Below are 17,494 nucleotides of genomic sequence, written 5' to 3'. Positions count from 1 at the left end.
AAGCTCCGTATGACGCATACCGCCTCGCCTTGCGGCCTGAGTTCTCCCCGCAGGTTTGCCCGTGCGGCGTGGCTGCTTCTTGCGGGAAGTGTGCTGGCCGGGGGGCTGGGGAGTGTTGCGCGGGCGGAAGAGACCCTGCTGCCCGTGCCGCAGACTGTTTCGGTCTCCAATGGCGTGGCGTCGATCGGGGGCGGGATTCAGGTCGTATGGGACACGCGGCCCTCGCCTCTGCTGCTGCGGGCCGTGGCGCGGTTCACGACACGTCTGACCGCGATCGCCGGACCTGCGGGCCGGGGCGCGCCTTATGTGCTGCATCTCTCGGCCGGGCAGGACCGGGCCTATCTGAGTGTGGACGAAAAGGAGCGTTATGCGCTCACGACGTCCGCTACCGGCGCGCGGCTGGAGGCGGATGGGCCGGCGGGGGTAATTCACGGTCTGGCGACGCTGCTTCAGCTTGTCCGGGTGACGCCGCAGGGGGCTCTGGTCGAGCGGGTGCATGTTGAGGATGCGCCCCGGTTTGCCTGGCGCGGTCTGCTGATGGACGTGTCGCGGCATTTCGACACGGTCGAGACCATCGAGCGCCAGCTCGATGCGATGGAACTGGTCAAGCTCAACGTCCTGCACTGGCATCTGAGCGATGGAGCCGGCTTCCGCGTCGAGAGCCGGATGTTCCCGAAGCTTCAGACCGTGGCGTCGCACGGCCAGTATTACACGCAGGCGCAGATCCGCGAGGTTGTGGCCTATGCGGCGGATCGCGGCATCCGTGTCGTGCCGGAAATCGACGTGCCCGGCCATGCGCTGGCAATCCTTCAGGCCTATCCGGAACTGGCGGCCCAGCCGCTGCCGGATGTGGGCACCAAGGGTCTGAACCTCAACAATGCCGCGCTGGACCCGACCAATCCGCAGACATTGCGCTTTGTGCGTGTGCTGTACGGGGAGATGGGGGGGCTTTTTCCGGACCGGTATGTGCATACGGGGGGCGATGAGGTTGTTTCCTCCCAGTGGACGAAGAATCCGGCAATTGCGGCTTATATGAAGGCGCATGGTTTTGAGACGCCCGCTGCGCTTCAGGCGGCTTTTACGGGAGAGGTCGCGAAGATCGTTTCCGCCCAGGGTCATGTTATGATGGGCTGGGATGAGGTCAGCGAGGCGCCGATTCCGAAAAACGTCGTCGTCGAGCCTTGGCGGGCCTCGAAATGGACCGGGACGGCGACGCAGGCCGGGCATCCGGTTGTGGTGTCGGCGGGGTATTATCTGGATCTGCTGCGTCCGTCCGCCATGCATTATGCGATCGATCCGTTCGATACGAAGGCTGAGGGAATTACGGCGGAGCAGCTGGCGAAATATCCGCCCAAACATCCGGAATTTTCGATACCCTTCACGATCGACGAGCACGCTTCGCCGCTGGACGACGGGCAGAAGGCGCTGGTCATGGGGGCGGAAGGTACGCTCTGGGCTGAAATGGTGTCCGAGCCGATGCTGGATGGGCGGCTGTGGCCCCGGATGGCGGCGCTGGCCGAGCGGTTCTGGTCCGCGCAGGATGTACGCGACATTCCCGATCTGGAACGGCGCCTGCCGCTTGTGATGGCGGAGCTTGAGGCGACCGGACTGCAGGCAACGCAGCATCGTGAGGCCATGGCGCCGGGACATTCGGAACCGCTGAAGATCCTGACCGAAGTGACGGTCCCCGTCCGCAACTATGCTCTCAACCATCTTGCTGCGCCCAGCGGAGATGCGATGCTGTCAGCGCCTGTTGCGGTGACGGACCCGGATGCGTTCGTGGCACTGCGGTTCAATGCGATGGCCGCGCGGTACGTCCGGGGCGAGCACGCGCTTGCCGCCCCTCTGCGGCAGATGCTGCAGCGCTGGTCGGACAATGATGCGGCGTTTGTGACAAGCGCAAAGGGCATTCCGGTGCTTGAGGCAGTCGTGCCGGTGTCGCATGCCGTCGCTCTGCTGTCGCGGGCGGGGCACGGGGTTCTGGACGGACGGGACGGTTCGGCCTGGCGGATGGATGCGAACCGGCTGCTTCAGGAACAGCAGGCGGCCTTTGAAAACTCGGCCAGCATGCTGGCATCCGCACACAGCCCGCAGCCGCCGGGGGGATTGCTGATTGCGATCCTGCCGGGAATCCGGGCGCTCCTGACGGGTGTGACAGAGCGCGCGGAGTAAGACATCGGCCTGTTGTTGTGCAGGGGGATGGATTTCCGGCGTCGGGCGGGGGAAAAGGGGATATGACACGTTTTCCGATCCTTCTCCTCGACTATGACGGCACTCTGGCGGAGACGCAGCCAGCCATTCTGCGCAGCCTGAAAGAGGCCTTCGATGCGGTGGGTGTGACAGCGCCTTCCGCGGATGTCCTCAAACAGGAACTGACACGGGGCGGGACGCTCCAGACCCTGTTCCAGGCGATCGTCCCCGACAGTGACGAGCGCGATGCCGCGTCATTCGTGCGGCATTACCGGGCGTTCTATCCGGCGGCCGATGAAGAAGAGACGGTCCTGTTCGACGGCGTGGTGGAGACGCTCACGGCCCTGAAGGAGCAGGGGAAAACCCTCGCCATTCTCAGCAACAAGCATGCGCCTACAGTTCATGCGAGCATGGCGCGGTTTGGGCTGGAACCATTTTTCAGCGGTGTTGTGGCGTCGGAGCCGAACTTCCCGCACAAGCCCGATCCGCGCGTGATGGAAGAGCGTGTTCTTCCGCTCTTCCCCGACCTGCCGCGCTCGGCTTTCCTGATGGTAGGCGATACCGTGGCTGACCTCCAGTTCGCCCGTAATGCCGGGATCGCCTCATGCTGGGCCAGTTACGGGCATGGCTCGTCGCAGCAATGCGCCGCACTGGGACCGGATCTGCGGATCGACGCTTTCGCGGACCTGCCGGCAGCGCTCCGGGGCTGAAGGTCTCCCGAACGGGCAGCTCAGGCGGCGGGGCCGATACTGCCGCGCAGCACCAGTTCTGTGTCGAGGATGACGTTTTCGCTGCCTGTGGCGGCGCTCAGCAGGCGGACGGCTTCCGTGCCCTTGCGTTCGTGGGGCTGGCGGATCGTGCTCAGATCCTCGCGTGCGGCTTCGGGGATGTCGTCGAAGCCGAAGATCGACACATCCTGCGGGATGTTCAGGCCTAGGCCGCGGATGGTCTGCATGGCGCCGATGGCCACGCGGTCACTCATCGCGAGAATGGCGGTCGGGCACTGGGCGCGGTTGAGGAGATGGCGGACGCCTTCGGCCCCCATCTCCTCGGAATTGATCGGAATTTCCCAGGTCGGAACGTCTTCGGGAGCGATCCCGGCTTCCTGCAACGCGCGTACATAGCCTTCAAGGCGCATGGCGATGGTGCTGTGGGCGATATTGGCGCGGCGTTTGGCAGTCAATGGACCGAAATAGCCGTCATGGGCCGTCTTGAGTGACAGGATGCCGAAATGCCGGTGCCCGAGATCGAGAAGCGTCTTGGCAGCGCGGTAGGCGGAGCCGCGATCGTCGATCCCGACATAGGGCACGCCGTTGAGACGGGGCTGGTCCACCACCACGAGGGGGACATTGCGCTGCTGGGCCATCATGACACAGCGGCTGTCGGGGGCGACGGAATAGAGGATGTAACCGTCCACGGCGGCGTTGCCGAGCGAGACGGGGGCCGTGCGGTTTCGCAGGTTGCTGCCCGCGGAAATCAGCGCAAGGTCGGTTTCCAGCTCGTCGCAGGAGCGGGCGACGCCGTTGAGGACACTGAGGATCGCGGGATCGGTGAAGGCATAGGGCAGGTCCTCGCTGAAGAGGAAGCCCAGCGCGCCGGCACGGCCGGTGGCGAGCTGCTTGGCGGCCGGATCGGGGCCGGTGTAACCAAGCTCCTGTGCGGCGGCGAGGATCCTCTCGCGCAAAGCAGCCGAGAGCTGGCCTGGACGGATATAGGCGTTTGAGACTGTTGTATGGGAGACGCCGACCTGCGCTGCCACATCCTTGAGGGTTACTTTGCGGCGGTCATGCTGTCTGGTCATGGGTATGGTCTGTCCAGTAACGACACCAGACCCGTCATGTCAGATCCTGACGCTCGCAGTATGGTGTCAGTGCTCTTCGAAAAATCACTGAAAACACCATACCCATTCTGCCGGGCAGAAACCAGTCACGGGCGCGGGAGGATTTACGAAAATTGAAAATTTCCTATTCGCCTTTGCCCACGGTCTCCCTCGGGTCTCTCCACAAGCCGTCCGTGCCGGTCAGTCCGGAGGTCAGCCCTGTTTGGGCTTCGGCGCGGGTGCCTTCTTGGCCTGCGGCACCGGGGTGAACATCGCACGGCATTTCGGGGAAAGCTGGTCGATCTTCTTTTTCATGCAGGCGGTGATCTTGGCTTCGTTGGGAATGGCCAGCGTACACAGACGGATGGCGTCGCCCTGGCAGGCCTGCTTCTGTTCTTCGCGGGTGGCCGCGCCTGCGGCCTGCGTCAGTGCAAATGTCAGGCCGGTCAGAGCGATGAAATAACGGATCATATTCTTTCTCCTTACCTACAGGTAAGCGTATGGGACTTTTTGCGGTTTCAGTCCCGAATAACTTTATCGCAACTATAGTTCCTTTAATGTCTTCAATAAGGACCAAACAATTCCTGATTAAGGACTGTCAGGGGTGAAGAATACGGGCGAAACGCGCTGAGGCTGCTGGTCCGGGTGTGGTTTCAGGTACGGGAGAGGGCAGTTCTGGCGGAAGTGCGCCGGGTTGCAGGCTCATCAGCAGGGCACGGGCGCGGCGGGCGTCCGGCGTGTCGGTCCAGCAGTAATGAATGGCGCGGGATTCGCGCTGGGATTCGATCAATCCGGCGCGTCTGAGCGCGCCCAGATGCTGGCTTAGCGTGGGTTGTCCGATGCCGGTCATGGTTTCGATCTCGCTGACGGCATGGGTGCTGTCGAGCAGGGCCGAGAGGATCATGAGGCGCTGGGGCTGGGCAAGGATGCGCAGCCATTCCGCCAGTTCGCGGCTTTTCTCAAGGGGAAGCAGGACGGTCATGAACGCTCCCGGGCCATGGGCTGGAAGAACCATTTCGCACCGGCCTTTTCCACGGCCGCCTGTGTCTGGAGCGGCGGCGCGACGGTTCGCTGTCCCGGCTGCCAGCTTTCAGGTGTCAGCGCGCCGGCGCGGTCCACTTCCTGAAGCGCGCAGAGCAGGCGCAGCAGCTCGGGGACGGAGCGCCCGACCGTGGCCGGATAATTCAGGATGGCGCGGATGGTGCCGGTGGGGTCGATCACGAAAACCGAGCGCACGGTGGCGCTGTCCTGTGCGGCGCAGTCCAGCATGCCATAGGCGCGGGCGACGGCGAGGGACGGGTCTTCGATGATGGGGAAGGGGATCTGGATCCCGAACTGCGTTTTGATGGCCTCGACCCAAGCGAGATGAGCCGGGAGGCTGTCTGCCGAGATGCCGAGCAGGGCGCAGTCCCGCTTCTGGAATTCGTCCGCGCTGCGGGCCAGGGCAATGAACTCGCTGGTGCAGACCGGCGTGAAGTCGGCCGGGTGGGCGAAAAGCAGCACCCAGTGTCCGCGAAGGGCGCTCATGATGAATTCGCCATGCGTGGTCCGGGCGCTGAAATCCGGAGCCCGATCGCCAATGCGCAGGAGCGGAAGAGGGGATTCAGCAGAAGAGGATACGTTCATGATCCGGTTCCAAAAGCATCAGGGCGCTTGACATGCAACACTTACAATATTAACTTAACAGTTAATGAAAGTGTCGTAAAGGCATTCCACAGCCAGAAGGTGAACGCCATGCATGATGCAGCAGTCCAGGCCGCAACCGCGCAGATCCGGCGAACCGAGGAAGGCACGGCGCCCGCTCCCGTTGTCTGTACGTTTTTCGACGAAGCCACGAATACCGCGAGCCACGTTGTCCATTGTCCCGTCACGAAGCGCGCAGCCGTCATCGACTCTGTGCTTGATTATGACGCGGCCGCCGGTCGCACGTCCCATGGATCGGCGCAGGCGATTGTCGATTACGTGGAGCGCGAAGGCCTGACCGTCGACTGGCAGCTTGAGACGCATGCCCATGCCGATCACCTCTCCGCCGCCCCCTGGCTGCAGGAAAAGATTGGTGGAAAGCTCGGGATCGGCGCGGATATCACGCGGGTTCAGGCAGTGTTCGGCAAGATCTTCAATGCCGGGACGCGGTTTGCGCGGGACGGATCGCAGTTCGATCATCTCTTTACCGACGGCGAGACGTTCCGGATCGGTGACCTTCCTGTGACGGTGCTGCATGTTCCGGGCCATACGCCGGCCGACATGGCCTTCGTGATCGGCAATGCGGCATTCGTGGGCGATACGATCTTCATGCCGGATTTCGGCACGGCGCGGGCGGATTTTCCGGGTGGTGATCCGCGTCAGCTGTTTCGCTCCATCCGCCGTCTGCTGTCGCTTCCGGCCGAGACGCGTCTGTTCCTGTGCCACGATTACAAGGCGCCCGGCCGGGATGAGTATGCCTGGCTGACGACCGTCGGGCATGAGCGGGATTACAACATCCATGTTCATGACGGCGTGAGCGAAGAGGAATTCGTGAAAATGCGGACGGAGCGCGATGCCACGCTGGCGATGCCGCGTCTGCTGATGCCGTCCGTGCAGGTCAATATGCGCGGGGGGCATCTGCCCGAGCCCGAAGCTGATGGCGTGAGCTACATCAAGATCCCTGTCAATCGCATCTGACCTGGGCGAGCCTGTACCTTATTCCCCGAGATTTTAGCCGTTTCTGGAGTTCCCATGCCAACCCGTCATCTGACCGACAGCTACGCCGTTTCCCCCCAGATTGCCGTGCAGGATATTGCGGATTTGAAGGCGGAGGGTTTTCGCACGATCCTGTGTTTCCGTCCTGACGGAGAAGCCCCGGACCAGCCGGAAATGACGGTGATTGAAGAAGCAGCCAAAGAGGCGGGGCTGGCATTCGCCGCAATTCCCGTGAAGGCCGGGACAGTGCCGGATGAGGCGCAGGTCGCGCAGACGCGGACGGCTCTGGCCACACTTCCGGGACCGGTTGTCGGTTATTGCCGCTCCGGGACACGGGCGGCGCAGATCTGGGCTCTGGCCGAGGCAGGCAAGCGTCCGGCTGCGGAGATCATTGCGGCGGCTGGCAAGGTTGGTGTGGATGTCAGCGCTCTGCGGGGGCGCATCGAGAGTGTTGCCGCGCCGTCCGCGGCTCCGCGCAAGGGGGCGGCGCATTTTCAGGTTCTGATTATTGGCGGGGGCGCAGGTGGTCTGTCGGTTGCGGGCAGTCTGCTCAAGCGCAACAGTCATCTGTCCATCGGTGTGGTTGAGCCGTCGAACGAGCATTTCTACCAGCCGGGCTGGACGCTTGTGGGCGGAGGCATTTTTCAGGCGGCCCAGACGCGCCGCAAGGAAGCGGACGTCATGCCCAAGGATGTCGTCTGGGTACGTCAGGCGGCGAAGCTGTTCCGCCCGGATGTGCGGGAGGTGGTTCTGGGGGACGGGTCTGTTGTCTCCTACGATGCGCTGATCGTGGCGACGGGGATTACGCTGAACTGGGATGCCATTCCGGGTCTGGCGGAAACGCTGGGCAAGAACGGCGTGACATCGAATTACCGCTTCGATCTGGCGCCCTATACTTGGCAGCTCGTACAGCAGCTCAAGAGCGGGACGGCGATCTTCACGCAGCCGCCCATGCCGATCAAATGTGCCGGTGCACCGCAGAAGGCCGTGTATCTGTCCTGTGACGCCTGGAAGCGCCGTGGTGTGCTGGACAGCATTTCGGTCGAGTTCGACACGGCCACGCCGGGGCTGTTTGGCGTGAAGGAATTTGTGCCGCCGCTGATGGAATACATCAAGCGCTATCACGTCGGGCTGCACACCGGATCGAAGCTTGTGGAAGTGGATGGTCCGAACCGGACCGCCGTGTTCGAGCGCAAGGTTGGGGACGGTGTGGAGCGGGTCGAGCGCAAATTCGACATGCTGCATGTCGTGCCGCCGCAGAGCGCGCCGCAGGTGATCCGTGAGAGTGCGCTGGCGGGGTCGGACGGGTTCGTCGAGGTCAATCCGGCGACGTTGCAGCATGTGCGTTTTCCGGATGTGTTTGCCATTGGTGACGTGATCGGGACGTCTTCGGCCAAGACGGCTGCTGCGGTCCGCGTGCAGGCGCCTGTGGTGGCGACCAATGTGCTGGCGTTCCTGAAGCATCAGGCTCCGGTTTCGGAATATGAAGGCTATGGCGCCTGCCCGCTGACGGTGGAAAACGGGCGGATCGTGCTGGCCGAGTTCCGCTATGGCGGCAAGCTGGCGCCGACGCTGCCGAAATGGCTGCTCAACGGGCAGAAGCCGACGCGTCTGGCCTGGTGGCTCAAGAAATATGTCATGCCGCTGATGTACTGGGACGGGATGCTCAAGGGGCGCGAACTCATGGTTGCGCCAAAGCCGCTGAACGTGAAGAAGGGCGACTGAACCGGTTGTGCAGATTGCGCTTGAACTGGCCTGCGGTGTCCTGATCGGGTTCACGCTGGGCTTGATCGGCGGTGGCGGCTCCATCCTTGCCGTTCCCCTGATGGTCTATGTGGTGGGGGTGAAAAATCCCCATGTCGCAATCGGGACGAGTGCGATGGCCGTGGCGGTCAACGCGCTGACCGGACTGGTCAGCCATGCCCGGGCGGGGACGGTCAAATGGAAATGCGCGGCCATTTTCGCGCCCTGCGGTGTGGTGGGTGCGCTCATCGGGGCGGCGTTCGGCAAGGCGGTGAACGGGCAGAAGCTGCTGCTCTGTTTTGCGCTGCTGATGGTCGTGGTGGGCGTGCTCATGTTGCGGGGGCGGCGCAACAAGGGTGAGGCGGGGGCGGCGTGCAATCGCCAGAACATGCCGCGCGTCATGATGGCCGGGGCCGGGACGGGTGTGCTGTCCGGGTTTTTCGGGATTGGCGGCGGGTTTCTGATCGTGCCCGCACTTATTGCCTGCACGCGGATGCCCATTCTCAATGCGGTGGGGACGTCGCTTGTGGCGGTGGCGGCGCTGGGGGCGAGTACGGCGCTGAGCTATATGCTTTCGGGCTATGTGGACTGGGTGATGGGCGCGCTGTTCGTGGCGGGGGGAATTGTTGGCAGTTTCCTTGGAACCCGGGCGGCGAAGCGTCTGTCGGGTTCCGGCGCGGCGCTGACGACCTTCTTTGCCTGCGTCATCTTCACGGTCGCGGCCTATATGATCTGGAAGAGCCTTGCGGCCCTTTAAGAGCGGTCAGTCGAGGCCGAAATTCGGGAAGATCGTGAAGCAGACCATCGAGAAATAGAACATCACCGCCAGCAGGATGTGACACATATAGAGCGGCGCGATCATGGCGCCACGCCTGCGGAAGAAGGCCATCAGCACACCGAAGGCCGCGATGGCCACGGCAAGCGCCACATTCAGCATGAGGCGGCTGTCGCCATTGCTGATGGCGATGACCAGAAAGACCGAGCCCACAATAGCCGAACCGACATGCACGGGCGTGAGGAAGCTGAAGGGGCGTTTGTACCGGGCCGCGAAAATGGCGAGCCAGACGCCCATGATCACCGTGAGAGTGAAGCACCCCGTCGAAGCGTACAGCATCTGTAATCCACCCTGTTCCTGATGTCCCTGCGCAGATTCTCGGAGCCGTGACCAGAATATTCGGAAGTCTCCGTGTTCTTCGGGTCTTGCAGAACACGTTGCTCCGACTGCGTATTTACTCCAGAACGGCCTTTTGGGCCAGACGTTCCCGGATGCAGGGCGCTTTCTCCCCTGGGCGGCGCAGAAAAATTGTACCACCCCCCGGTATTCCTATTTTCAAGGTTTCCTTTCTGTTTCGATATGACATACTGGTGACACGCAAGAGGCCGGGGAGGATACAAAGGGATGGATCTGGGAGCACGCCTGCGATTTGTGCGGACGGCACGGAACCTGTCCCAGCGCGAACTGGCCAAGCGGACCGGTGTGACCAATTCCACGATTTCCCTCATCGAATCAGGCGACATGAACCCGTCCGTTGGGACGCTCAAGCGTATTCTGGACGGCATTCCCGTCACGCTCGGGGAGTTTTTCAGCCTTGCTCCGGAGGGAGGGGAAAAGACCTTTTACCGGGCGGACGAACTGATGACGTTCGAGCAGGGTGGTGTGATCTTCCGGCAGGTGGGGGCCCCTCTGTTTGGCCGGAGCCTTCAGATCCTGCGCGAGACCTATGCGTCCGGTGCGGATACCGGGGCTGCGGTCTATGCCCATGAGGGTGAAGAGGGCGGGTTCGTCCTGCACGGGCAGGTGGAAATCACGGTGGGAGACAGGCGCGAGATCCTAGGCCCGGGCGACGCCTATCATTTCGACAGCCGCCAGCCACATCGCTTCCGCTGTCTCAGTTCCGAGGGCTGCGAGATCATCAGCGCCTGTACGCCGCCGACGTTCTAGGGCTTCCGTTCCAGGTTTCCCGCCGAATTTTTCGTACCTTACATAAGCCCCGCGTTCAAAAGAACGGGAGGGGCGTGCTTTCCTGCGGGCTGCGGCGTTGTGTCAGGGGACGATGCCTGTCCGTATTGTGGTCCAGGGCGGGCGTGCCCAGCGGAGAGCCACGGACATGCCAGACCGTCCGTACCCAGAAAGGAATGCGATGTTTCGCGCGCTTATCGCCTCTTTTTGCAAGAGGCTGGGCGCGGGGGCCATGGTCTGCGTCCTGTTGCTGAACGGGCCGGCTGCGGCAGAGAGCGTGACGCGGACGCGGGACATCTGCCCGGTTCAGCGGGCGATGCTTCAGATCGAAACGAAGACGCTTGCCGCCGCCGTGGCAGAACTGTCGCGCAAGACGAAATGCCCCGTGCTGATGGATGAAGGGCTTCTGCGCGGCGGGAACAGCATTGCCGTCGCCGGAGTTTATACGCCGCGCGAGGCTCTGATCCGGCTTCTGGGTAATGCCGAACTGGATGTGATCGAGACGGTTCAGGGACTGGCCGTCATGCCGCTGAGCTATCGGGCCGCGCATCGCATGGATCATGCTGAACGGATGTAGTTCAGGACGGCGCGGTTAGGGGCGCCCTTTCCAGATGCGGCGTTGCAGCAGGAAGGTCAGGAGCGCCATCAGGGCGAGATAGGCCAGAACATAGATGCCGGTCCGTCGGCGCTCGGCCTGATGGGGATGGGCGACCCCGTCGAGAAAGGCCGAGACGTCGCTGGCCATCTGTGCGGAGGTCGCAGGCGTGCCGTCGGGATAGGTGAGCATGCCGTCCTGAAGGGGCGGCGGCATGCCGATATGCTTCCATTTCAGGGCGGTGTTGTAATAGCGGCCCTCGTCGAGCGTCACGCCTGCAGGTGTGGGAGCATAAGAGAGCAGGATCTGCCGGATTTCTTCGGCGCCCCCGGGCAGCGTCAGGGCCAGCCGGGAGAGATCGGGCGGGAGCAGTCCGTGATTGGCGAGGCGCCCCATGGCCTCGTTGGGGTAAGGCGACAGGATGGGATCGGTGGCTGTGGCGGGGCGGGTTTTCGGATCGCCATTATCGTCCGTGCCATTGGGCATCTGCTGGTCGGCGGCCCATTTGCGGATCTCATCCGGCGAGAGGCCGAGGCTGCTCATATCGCCATACGTGACGTGTTCCATGCCGTGGCAGGCGCTGCAGACCTGCTGGAAAACCATCAGGCCGCGCTGGGCGGGCGTGCTCGCGCAGGCGGGCAGGGCTGTCAGGCTGGCGGCGAGTATGAGGTTCCGGGTCCAGCGTGTCATGACGACATCTCCCGTTCGGAGGCCAGCGGCATGACGAGCAGGAAATGGATGAACCACCAGGCCATCGCCACGCGGCTGGCGAGCAGCCATGCCGGGGTGGGCGCATGCATTCCGGCAATGCCGAGTAAGATGAAGGCCGCGAAGGCTAGTGGCAACGACAGGCGCACCATCGGTCGCCGTGTTGCGGGGCGGATGGCGGAGCGGTCCAGCCAGGGCAGCACGAACAGGACGGCGAGGCTCCCCGAGGCGAGGAGAAGACCGCCGAGGCGTGAGGGTACTGCACGGAGGATCGCGTAGAAGGGTGCGAAATACCATTCCGGCCGGATGTCGCGCGGTGTGACGAGCGGGTTGGCCTGAACGTAGTTGTCGGCCAGCGTGAGAAGATCGGGCAGGAAAAAGACCAGCCCGGCATAGACCATCAGGAACAGGCAGAGCGCGAAGCCGTCCCGGCTGGTGTAATAGGGGTGGAACGGCAGGGTCTGGCTCGGGCTGACGGGGTCGATGCCCGAGGGATTGTTCGATTTCACGACATGCAGCGCCGCGACATGCAGGGCGATGACGCCGAGGATCGCGAAAGCCATCGTGAAATGCAGCACGAAAAGGCGATGCAGCGCCACGTTTCCCAAAGTGTCCCCGCCCAGCAGGAGTTCGGACAGCGGCTGCCCGATCAGGGGAATGGCATGGACCGCGTTCAGGATCACCGTGGCCCCCCAGTAGGACATCTGCCCCCAAGGCAGGACGTAACCGGCAAAGGCCGTCACCATCACCATCAGCATCAGTCCAAGCCCGGTCAGCCAGAGCAGTTCGCGCGGGGCCTTGTAGGAGCCGTACCACAGGCTGCGGCCGAGATGGATGTAAAGGCAGGCGAACAGCATCGTCACGCCGCCCATATGCAGGCTGCGAATGAACCAGCCTGAGGGGATCTGCCGGTCGATGGTCTCGACGCTGGCAAAGGCCTGCGTGATGTCGGGAGTGTAGTTGATCGCGAGGAACAGGCCGCTGGCGATCATGAAAGCCATCGTGACGATCAGGAATGCGCCGAAGCTCCACAACGCATTGAGATTGCGGGGCATCGGGAAGGCAACGTACTGGCGGCGTAGCAGGCTCATGACCGGCAAGCGGCGTTCGAGCCAGCCGCGCGGATCTGTGTCGGGCGTTTTCAGGGGCGAAGTCATGCGGGCCGGTCTTCAGATCTGCTGGATGTCGGACATGCTGAAGCCCGGATCACCCGCGCTGTGGCCGATGCGGAGTTTCGTGTCGGAAAGGAACGTCACGGGCGGGACCGGCAGATTGCAGGGCGCGGGCGCGCGGCGTGCAACACGCCCCGCAGCGTCGAAGTGTGATCCGTGGCAGGGGCAGAAATATCCCCCTTTCGCTTCTGGCGTGGAGCCGGGTTTTTCGAAAGAGGGCACGCAGCCAAGATGGGTACAGACCCCGATGAGTACGCCATATTCCGGGCGGACCGAACGGTGCCAGTTCGTCGCGTCCTTTGGCTGCTGAAGGACTTTCGAGTCCGCGTCCCGCAGGGTAGCCAGATGATCCGGAGCCTGAAGGGCGGCCAGCATCTGAGGGGTGCGGCGCTGGATGAAAACAGGCCAGTCCCGCCACTGCACGGTCATGGCCTGCCCGGGTGTCAGGGAGGACAGATCCACGTCCAGCAGCCGGTTGGACAGGGGAGTTGCCGCCGGGTTTTTCAGGCTCTCGACAAAGGGTACGGCCAGAGCGCAGGCCCCCGCACAGCTGAGCATCACGGTCCCGGTGGCCAGCAGATCCCGCCGTCTGGTGCCGTCCGGGGACGGGGGTGTCTCGCTGTGGGTCATGCGGAACCTCTGCCGACTGCGCCGGACACCCGGCAGGAAAGATGTTGGCAGGATAGGCGTCTTTGCGCTTTCGAGAAAGGCGGCGGCGGTAGCTTTCGGGGCGTTTGGGAGTTAGTGTTTTTCTGAACTGATGTAACGACGCGCCCCTCGAAAGGACCCGGACATGACAACGAAATCCCGCTTCAGGATCATGCTTGCGGCTTTTCTGGGAATGACGCCGTTGCTGGTGTCCCCAGGCGTGGCGTCCAGGGCCATGGCGGCGGACGGAGCAGCGCTGTATCGGGGAAAATGCGCGATGTGTCATGGACCTGCGGGCGCGGGGCGTCCGGGGACTTTTCCCCCACTTGCGGGACGGGTCGGGCAGATTGCGGGCAATCCGGATGGGAAAGCGTATCTGGCGGCGGTTCTGGTGAACGGGCTGCATGGTCCGATCACGGTGGACGGACAGTCCTACAAGGGATTCATGCCCTCATTCAGGGCGCTGTCGGACGAGGATATCGCAGCCGTCCTGACCTATGTGGGCACTCTGGGTAACAGTGCGGCGCCCGCGGGGATTTCCGCTCAGGATGTGGCCGCTGTCAGGGCCGCGCCGATGGATGCGGCTACGGTTCAGGCGAAAAGGGCTGCCCTTCAGACGGCTCACGTGATCCCCTGACAAAAGGTGACATATTTTGTCACCAAACAAACGTAAATGCGTCTTGTAACGGCGGGTCCATATCTGACTAGCTGCGTTCATTCAGGATGATACCAGCCGGTGAAATGGCCAAAGAGGGGAACGACCATGTCACAGACCATAGTGCCGCATACTTTACCGCTAAAGAACGTCCATGTTCCCGTTCGGGACCGGACCGCCGCCCGGGCACCAGGCCGGCCGGTTAATCTGAGGCTCAAGGACAATATTCTTGCGGCGATCGCGCAGGTTCTGGTGGACGAGGGCTATCAGGGCCTCACCATCAGCCGTGTTGCCAAGGCCGCCGGGGTGTCGACCGCGACGGTTTATCGCCGCTGGCCGACGAAACAGGCCATGTTCTTCGATGCGATGCGTCTGTGGCGTGACGATCTGACCCCGCAGATCGATACGGGCAGCTTCGCCGGGGATGTGGATGAACTCATCGCGGCACGCATCCGGTTTCTGGCTACTCCTCTGGGCCGCACTTACGGAACCCTGCTGGGTGAGGCTGTGCATGATCCGGAATTCGGTCAGGTCCTGTGGGAGGTGAGCGTGGTGCCGGCGCGCGCGCAGATGACGCTTTTTCTTGAGCGCGCAAGCCAGCGCGGCGAAAAGGTTTTCTGCCAGCATCCCGACACGGTCCTGGATATGCTGCTCAGCACGATCCATTTCCGCGCCATGAATCTTCTGGGGCGTGAGCCCATGGATGCGGAGAGCACCCTGCAGGAAATCCGGTCTCTGGCACACAGCCTGATTTCCGGCTGATCGTTACGCCGATCAGAAGCCGTACGACACGCGGCCGCCGATGAAACGGGGCGGTCCGGGGATGTAAAAATAGGTTGTCGTCGCCATGCCGCCGCTTTCGAAAAAGCTGCGGTTGAGCAGGTTGGACGCATAAACCGTAGCTTCCCACTTCCCCGATGAGGGACGCAGGGTCGCATGGGCGCCGAGCAGGAAATAGGGCGGCAGGCGATAGAAGCCGGTGCCGCCGACCGCGATGGCCTGACTGCCGCGATACGACCAGTCCGGCCCGATATCGAAACCCAGCCCCGGCGTCAGCGCCTGCCGCCATTCGGCCTGACCGTTGAGGGTCAGCTTGGGCTGACCATTATCCACGCCCGCGAAATTGCTGTTCACGGCCTGCCAGACGCCCGTCTTGGCATAGGCGGCGTTGGTCGCAGCACGATTGACGTTCAGGAAGTCCTGATAATTGCCGCGCTGCCAGCCGATATTCTGCGTTACGAAGACATGGCGCACCGGGTGCAGTTCGATCGTGCCCTCGAAGCCCCAGCTCTCGGATTTGGGGACGTTCGTGATCTCGCTCAGCGGGCCGTAATTCGGGATCAGCACCGTGCCCACGACCTGCTGGTTATGGAAGTCATTATAGAAAGCGGCCCCGTTGAGGCGCAGGACGTTGGGGATCGGATCGCTCTTGAAGCCGAGTTCGTAGGTCAGCACCGTCTCGGGGCCGAACGGGTCGAGCTGGGCCTGGATCTGGGTGTTGTTGGCGCTGAAGCCGCCGGGTTTGAAGCCTTTGCTCATCTTGTAATAGACGAGGGTGCTTTTCGTGGCTTGCCATGAGACGCCGACCTGTCCGGCGAACTGGGCCGAAGCGGTGCTTTCACCCTGAAAGGTCGTTGTTTTGCCGCCGAAGATTTCCGACGTGAGGCCGGGCAGGCTGCGATCGTCGATTTCGTGTAGCAGGCCCGCGAACAACGTCACGTTATGGGGCAGGCGGTAGCTGATATGGCCGAATTCGGACGTGCTCTCCTGGTTCATGGAAAAGGACGTGGCCATCATGTAACCGCGGGCCGCATAGTCGGTGTAATCGAAGAAGAAGCGCTGTTTCATGCGGCTGCGCTGGTAGAACGCGCCGATCACCCATTGCAGGCGGCTGTCAGGATTGCTGGAGCTCAGGCGCAGTTCCTGCGTGAAGGCATTGGCGCTGATGGTGCGATAGGTGTCTGCTTCGGAGCGGGACGTGCCGTCCTGATCGGTATATTCGCCCTGCCGTTCGGTCTCGAAGGCGGAGACGGAGGTAAGTTTCGCGAACCCGAAATCATGGTCCATATGCAGGTCCCAGCCCCAGAACTGGTTGTGTTCGCTGGGCTTGAGACTTTCCGGGCGTCCGATCAGGTTGGCAAATTGCGGGCGGACGGACCATTCGGCCTGTGTCTGGCCAAGCCTGGGCAGGCCGGTCGTGCCGATCAGGCGGTAGACAGCCTGGCTTGTCACGACCTGGCTGTTGTCCTGCACGAAATGGCCGGAGAGCAGGATCGTGGTGCGGTTGTCATCCGAATGCCAGCGCAGCTTGCCGCGCAGGGCGTAGGAATCCGCGTCTCCGAGATGGGCGCCGTTCTGCGGATCGGTCTGCCAGCCTCCCCCCTGCCGGATTTGTCCGGCAAGGCGGAAATCCAGCCCTTTGGCGATCGGGCCTGAAATATAGGCCTCGCTGCGGCTGCGGGCGTAGGAAGCGATGTCCTGACTGGCGCCGTAATGCAGGGTGCTGGTCGGGTCGGCCGTGCGGAGGCGGACTTCGCCGCCCGTATCGGATTGCCCATGCGTGGTGCCAACCGGGCCCGGGGTAACGGTCGCGTCCGCCAGATCGAACATCAGGCCGCTCGACATGGTCGATAACGCGAAGGGCACGTCATCGAAATAGGTCATGACAGTGGGGATGTTGTTCATGGTGAAGTCGTTGAAGCCGACGCCACGCAGATAGAAATTGGTCGAGGCCGTGCCGTTGATGGACTGGATCGTTAGGTTGGGCGCCACGCGCTCCAGATCGCGCAGGGTGACGACACCGCGCTGGATCAGGCGGTCTGCGGTCAGGCGCGTGTCGGCGTCCGGGCTGTGCTGGGCTGCTGCAAAGGCGAAGTCCGTCCGGCGCGCGGTGACGGCAATTGTCTCGGTGTCACGGGCCTGGATGGACTGCGGTGCGGTCTTGCGAGGCGCTGCCTTTGCGGCCGGATGATGGGCGCTGGCGTGAGGGGACGCTCCGGCCTTGCCTTCCAGAGGCTTCGCCTTCTCCGACGGGGCCGCAAGGGCGAGGGACGGGCCAAGGAAGCCGGCGCTAAGACTGGCGCTCAGGAGAAGGGCCTTGCGAAGCGTCATGGAAAGGGCGGTTCTCCTGAAGAGGGGGCTTTGCGAGGGGGCAGCCTGCCTGAAAAAGGACAGCAAAGCCCGAAAAATCACCGTGCTTATATTGTACTCATGCAACACAGCCAACGCTCTATGCACAATGGCGCACAGGGGCGCAGATTTTGCTTGAACTGTTATGATATAACATAATAAGCATTCCGCTCTGACAATCTTTCGTCTCTGCCGT

18 protein-coding genes are annotated in these 17,494 nt (G+C 62.8%); 9 read left to right on the top strand and 9 right to left on the bottom strand.

The window, feature by feature from the left end; translation table 11 throughout:
• The first annotated feature begins 9 nt into the window (after positions 1–9).
• Together HKD27_RS04560 and HKD27_RS04555 are read left to right on the top strand one after the other, a co-directional pair.
• Positions 10–2,172 (top strand): family 20 glycosylhydrolase, encoded by a 2,163-nt coding sequence (locus HKD27_RS04560; protein ID WP_194688718.1) that lies wholly within the window; start codon positions 10–12, stop codon positions 2,170–2,172.
• 62 nt (positions 2,173–2,234) lie between these two features.
• Positions 2,235–2,900, top strand: coding sequence for an HAD family hydrolase (locus tag HKD27_RS04555; RefSeq protein WP_194688719.1), 666 nt, complete (start codon positions 2,235–2,237; stop codon positions 2,898–2,900).
• A gap of 20 nt (positions 2,901–2,920) precedes the next feature.
• Here HKD27_RS04555 and HKD27_RS04550 read toward each other — a convergent pair whose 3' ends face one another.
• The 4 genes from HKD27_RS04550 to HKD27_RS04535 all read right to left on the bottom strand — a co-directional run bounded on the left by HKD27_RS04550 (position 2,921) and on the right by HKD27_RS04535 (position 5,635).
• Complete coding sequence (locus HKD27_RS04550) at positions 2,921–3,991, bottom strand: LacI family DNA-binding transcriptional regulator (RefSeq protein ID WP_228518333.1); 1,071 nt, start codon at positions 3,989–3,991, stop codon at positions 2,921–2,923.
• A gap of 231 nt (positions 3,992–4,222) precedes the next feature.
• Positions 4,223–4,480 (bottom strand): hypothetical protein, encoded by a 258-nt coding sequence (locus tag HKD27_RS04545; RefSeq protein WP_080691885.1) that lies wholly within the window; start codon positions 4,478–4,480, stop codon positions 4,223–4,225.
• 127 nt (positions 4,481–4,607) lie between these two features.
• Positions 4,608–4,991, bottom strand: coding sequence for a helix-turn-helix transcriptional regulator (locus tag HKD27_RS04540; RefSeq protein ID WP_194688720.1), 384 nt, complete (start codon positions 4,989–4,991; stop codon positions 4,608–4,610).
• Positions 4,988–5,635, bottom strand: a complete 648-nt coding sequence (locus HKD27_RS04535) for a peroxiredoxin (protein ID WP_194688721.1) — start codon at positions 5,633–5,635, stop codon at positions 4,988–4,990. The genes HKD27_RS04540 and HKD27_RS04535 overlap by 4 nt, the downstream gene beginning before the upstream one ends.
• Before the next feature lie 108 nt (positions 5,636–5,743).
• On the opposite strand from HKD27_RS04535, the gene HKD27_RS04530 reads away from it, so the two are divergent.
• The 3 genes from HKD27_RS04530 to HKD27_RS04520 are packed head-to-tail and all read left to right on the top strand — an operon-like array spanning position 5,744 to position 9,188.
• Positions 5,744–6,670, top strand: coding sequence for an MBL fold metallo-hydrolase (locus tag HKD27_RS04530; RefSeq protein ID WP_194688722.1), 927 nt, complete (start codon positions 5,744–5,746; stop codon positions 6,668–6,670).
• A gap of 54 nt (positions 6,671–6,724) precedes the next feature.
• Entirely contained in the window at positions 6,725–8,413 is a 1,689-nt protein-coding gene (locus tag HKD27_RS04525) for a bifunctional protein tyrosine phosphatase family protein/NAD(P)/FAD-dependent oxidoreductase (RefSeq protein WP_194688723.1), read from the top strand.
• Positions 8,414–8,420: 7 nt separating this feature from the next.
• On the top strand, positions 8,421–9,188 hold the full coding sequence (locus HKD27_RS04520) for a sulfite exporter TauE/SafE family protein (protein ID WP_194263824.1): 768 nt from the start codon (positions 8,421–8,423) through the stop codon (positions 9,186–9,188).
• A 6-nt stretch (positions 9,189–9,194) separates the two neighbouring features.
• Here HKD27_RS04520 and HKD27_RS04515 read toward each other — a convergent pair whose 3' ends face one another.
• Complete coding sequence (locus HKD27_RS04515) at positions 9,195–9,545, bottom strand: hypothetical protein (RefSeq protein ID WP_011252147.1); 351 nt, start codon at positions 9,543–9,545, stop codon at positions 9,195–9,197.
• A gap of 285 nt (positions 9,546–9,830) precedes the next feature.
• Here HKD27_RS04515 and HKD27_RS04510 point away from each other — a divergent pair, with 285 nt between their 5' ends.
• Entirely contained in the window at positions 9,831–10,373 is a 543-nt protein-coding gene (locus HKD27_RS04510) for a cupin domain-containing protein (RefSeq protein WP_062497733.1), read from the top strand.
• 199 nt (positions 10,374–10,572) lie between these two features.
• A complete protein-coding gene (locus HKD27_RS04505) occupies positions 10,573–10,968 on the top strand; it encodes an STN domain-containing protein (RefSeq protein WP_062497734.1) in 396 nt (131 codons plus the stop codon).
• A 15-nt stretch (positions 10,969–10,983) separates the two neighbouring features.
• Here HKD27_RS04505 and HKD27_RS04500 read toward each other — a convergent pair whose 3' ends face one another.
• From HKD27_RS04500 to petA, 3 genes are read right to left on the bottom strand one after another with little or no spacing between them, the layout of a single operon-like run.
• On the bottom strand, positions 10,984–11,676 hold the full coding sequence (locus tag HKD27_RS04500; protein ID WP_194688724.1) for a cytochrome c1: 693 nt from the start codon (positions 11,674–11,676) through the stop codon (positions 10,984–10,986).
• Positions 11,673–12,851, bottom strand: a complete 1,179-nt coding sequence (locus HKD27_RS04495; RefSeq protein WP_194688725.1) for a cytochrome b N-terminal domain-containing protein — start codon at positions 12,849–12,851, stop codon at positions 11,673–11,675. Before HKD27_RS04495 ends, HKD27_RS04500 begins: the two co-directional genes overlap by 4 nt.
• A gap of 12 nt (positions 12,852–12,863) precedes the next feature.
• Complete coding sequence (gene petA, locus HKD27_RS04490; RefSeq protein WP_194688726.1) at positions 12,864–13,496, bottom strand: ubiquinol-cytochrome c reductase iron-sulfur subunit; 633 nt, start codon at positions 13,494–13,496, stop codon at positions 12,864–12,866.
• Positions 13,497–13,659: 163 nt separating this feature from the next.
• On the opposite strand from petA, the gene HKD27_RS04485 reads away from it, so the two are divergent.
• Positions 13,660–14,151 carry a cytochrome c gene (locus HKD27_RS04485; protein ID WP_228518334.1) on the top strand — a complete coding sequence of 164 codons (492 nt, stop codon included), beginning with the start codon at positions 13,660–13,662 and terminating at the stop codon, positions 14,149–14,151.
• Between the two features lie 126 nt (positions 14,152–14,277).
• On the top strand, positions 14,278–14,931 hold the full coding sequence (locus HKD27_RS04480; RefSeq protein WP_194263819.1) for a TetR/AcrR family transcriptional regulator: 654 nt from the start codon (positions 14,278–14,280) through the stop codon (positions 14,929–14,931).
• Positions 14,932–14,943: 12 nt separating this feature from the next.
• Here the strand turns inward: HKD27_RS04480 and HKD27_RS04475 are convergent, their stop codons facing one another.
• On the bottom strand, positions 14,944–17,280 hold the full coding sequence (locus tag HKD27_RS04475; protein WP_194688727.1) for a TonB-dependent receptor: 2,337 nt from the start codon (positions 17,278–17,280) through the stop codon (positions 14,944–14,946).
• Positions 17,281–17,494 lie beyond the last annotated feature (214 nt).

Origin of the sequence: Gluconobacter sp. R75690 (assembly GCF_015244525.1) — a bacterium.
Lineage (GTDB): Bacteria > Pseudomonadota > Alphaproteobacteria > Acetobacterales > Acetobacteraceae > Gluconobacter > Gluconobacter potus.
This window is presented reverse-complemented; position numbering and strand designations above follow the sequence as displayed.

Excerpts from the sequence above, each read along its gene's own strand:
- HKD27_RS04560 (WP_194688718.1), top strand. The coding sequence starts at position 10 with ATGACGCATACCGCCTCGCCTTGCGGCCTGAGTTCTCCCCGCAGGTTT.
- HKD27_RS04555 (WP_194688719.1), top strand. The coding sequence starts at position 2,235 with ATGACACGTTTTCCGATCCTTCTCCTCGACTATGACGGCACTCTGGCG.
- HKD27_RS04550 (WP_228518333.1), bottom strand. The coding sequence starts at position 3,991 with ATGACCAGACAGCATGACCGCCGCAAAGTAACCCTCAAGGATGTGGCA.
- HKD27_RS04545 (WP_080691885.1), bottom strand. The coding sequence starts at position 4,480 with ATGATCCGTTATTTCATCGCTCTGACCGGCCTGACATTTGCACTGACG.
- HKD27_RS04540 (WP_194688720.1), bottom strand. The coding sequence starts at position 4,991 with ATGACCGTCCTGCTTCCCCTTGAGAAAAGCCGCGAACTGGCGGAATGG.
- HKD27_RS04535 (WP_194688721.1), bottom strand. The coding sequence starts at position 5,635 with ATGAACGTATCCTCTTCTGCTGAATCCCCTCTTCCGCTCCTGCGCATT.
- HKD27_RS04530 (WP_194688722.1), top strand. The coding sequence starts at position 5,744 with ATGCATGATGCAGCAGTCCAGGCCGCAACCGCGCAGATCCGGCGAACC.
- HKD27_RS04525 (WP_194688723.1), top strand. The coding sequence starts at position 6,725 with ATGCCAACCCGTCATCTGACCGACAGCTACGCCGTTTCCCCCCAGATT.
- HKD27_RS04515 (WP_011252147.1), bottom strand. The coding sequence starts at position 9,545 with ATGCTGTACGCTTCGACGGGGTGCTTCACTCTCACGGTGATCATGGGC.
- HKD27_RS04510 (WP_062497733.1), top strand. The coding sequence starts at position 9,831 with ATGGATCTGGGAGCACGCCTGCGATTTGTGCGGACGGCACGGAACCTG.
- HKD27_RS04505 (WP_062497734.1), top strand. The coding sequence starts at position 10,573 with ATGTTTCGCGCGCTTATCGCCTCTTTTTGCAAGAGGCTGGGCGCGGGG.
- HKD27_RS04500 (WP_194688724.1), bottom strand. The coding sequence starts at position 11,676 with ATGACACGCTGGACCCGGAACCTCATACTCGCCGCCAGCCTGACAGCC.
- HKD27_RS04495 (WP_194688725.1), bottom strand. The coding sequence starts at position 12,851 with ATGACTTCGCCCCTGAAAACGCCCGACACAGATCCGCGCGGCTGGCTC.
- petA (WP_194688726.1), bottom strand. The coding sequence starts at position 13,496 with ATGACCCACAGCGAGACACCCCCGTCCCCGGACGGCACCAGACGGCGG.
- HKD27_RS04485 (WP_228518334.1), top strand. The coding sequence starts at position 13,660 with ATGACAACGAAATCCCGCTTCAGGATCATGCTTGCGGCTTTTCTGGGA.
- HKD27_RS04480 (WP_194263819.1), top strand. The coding sequence starts at position 14,278 with ATGTCACAGACCATAGTGCCGCATACTTTACCGCTAAAGAACGTCCAT.
- HKD27_RS04475 (WP_194688727.1), bottom strand. The coding sequence starts at position 17,280 with ATGACGCTTCGCAAGGCCCTTCTCCTGAGCGCCAGTCTTAGCGCCGGC.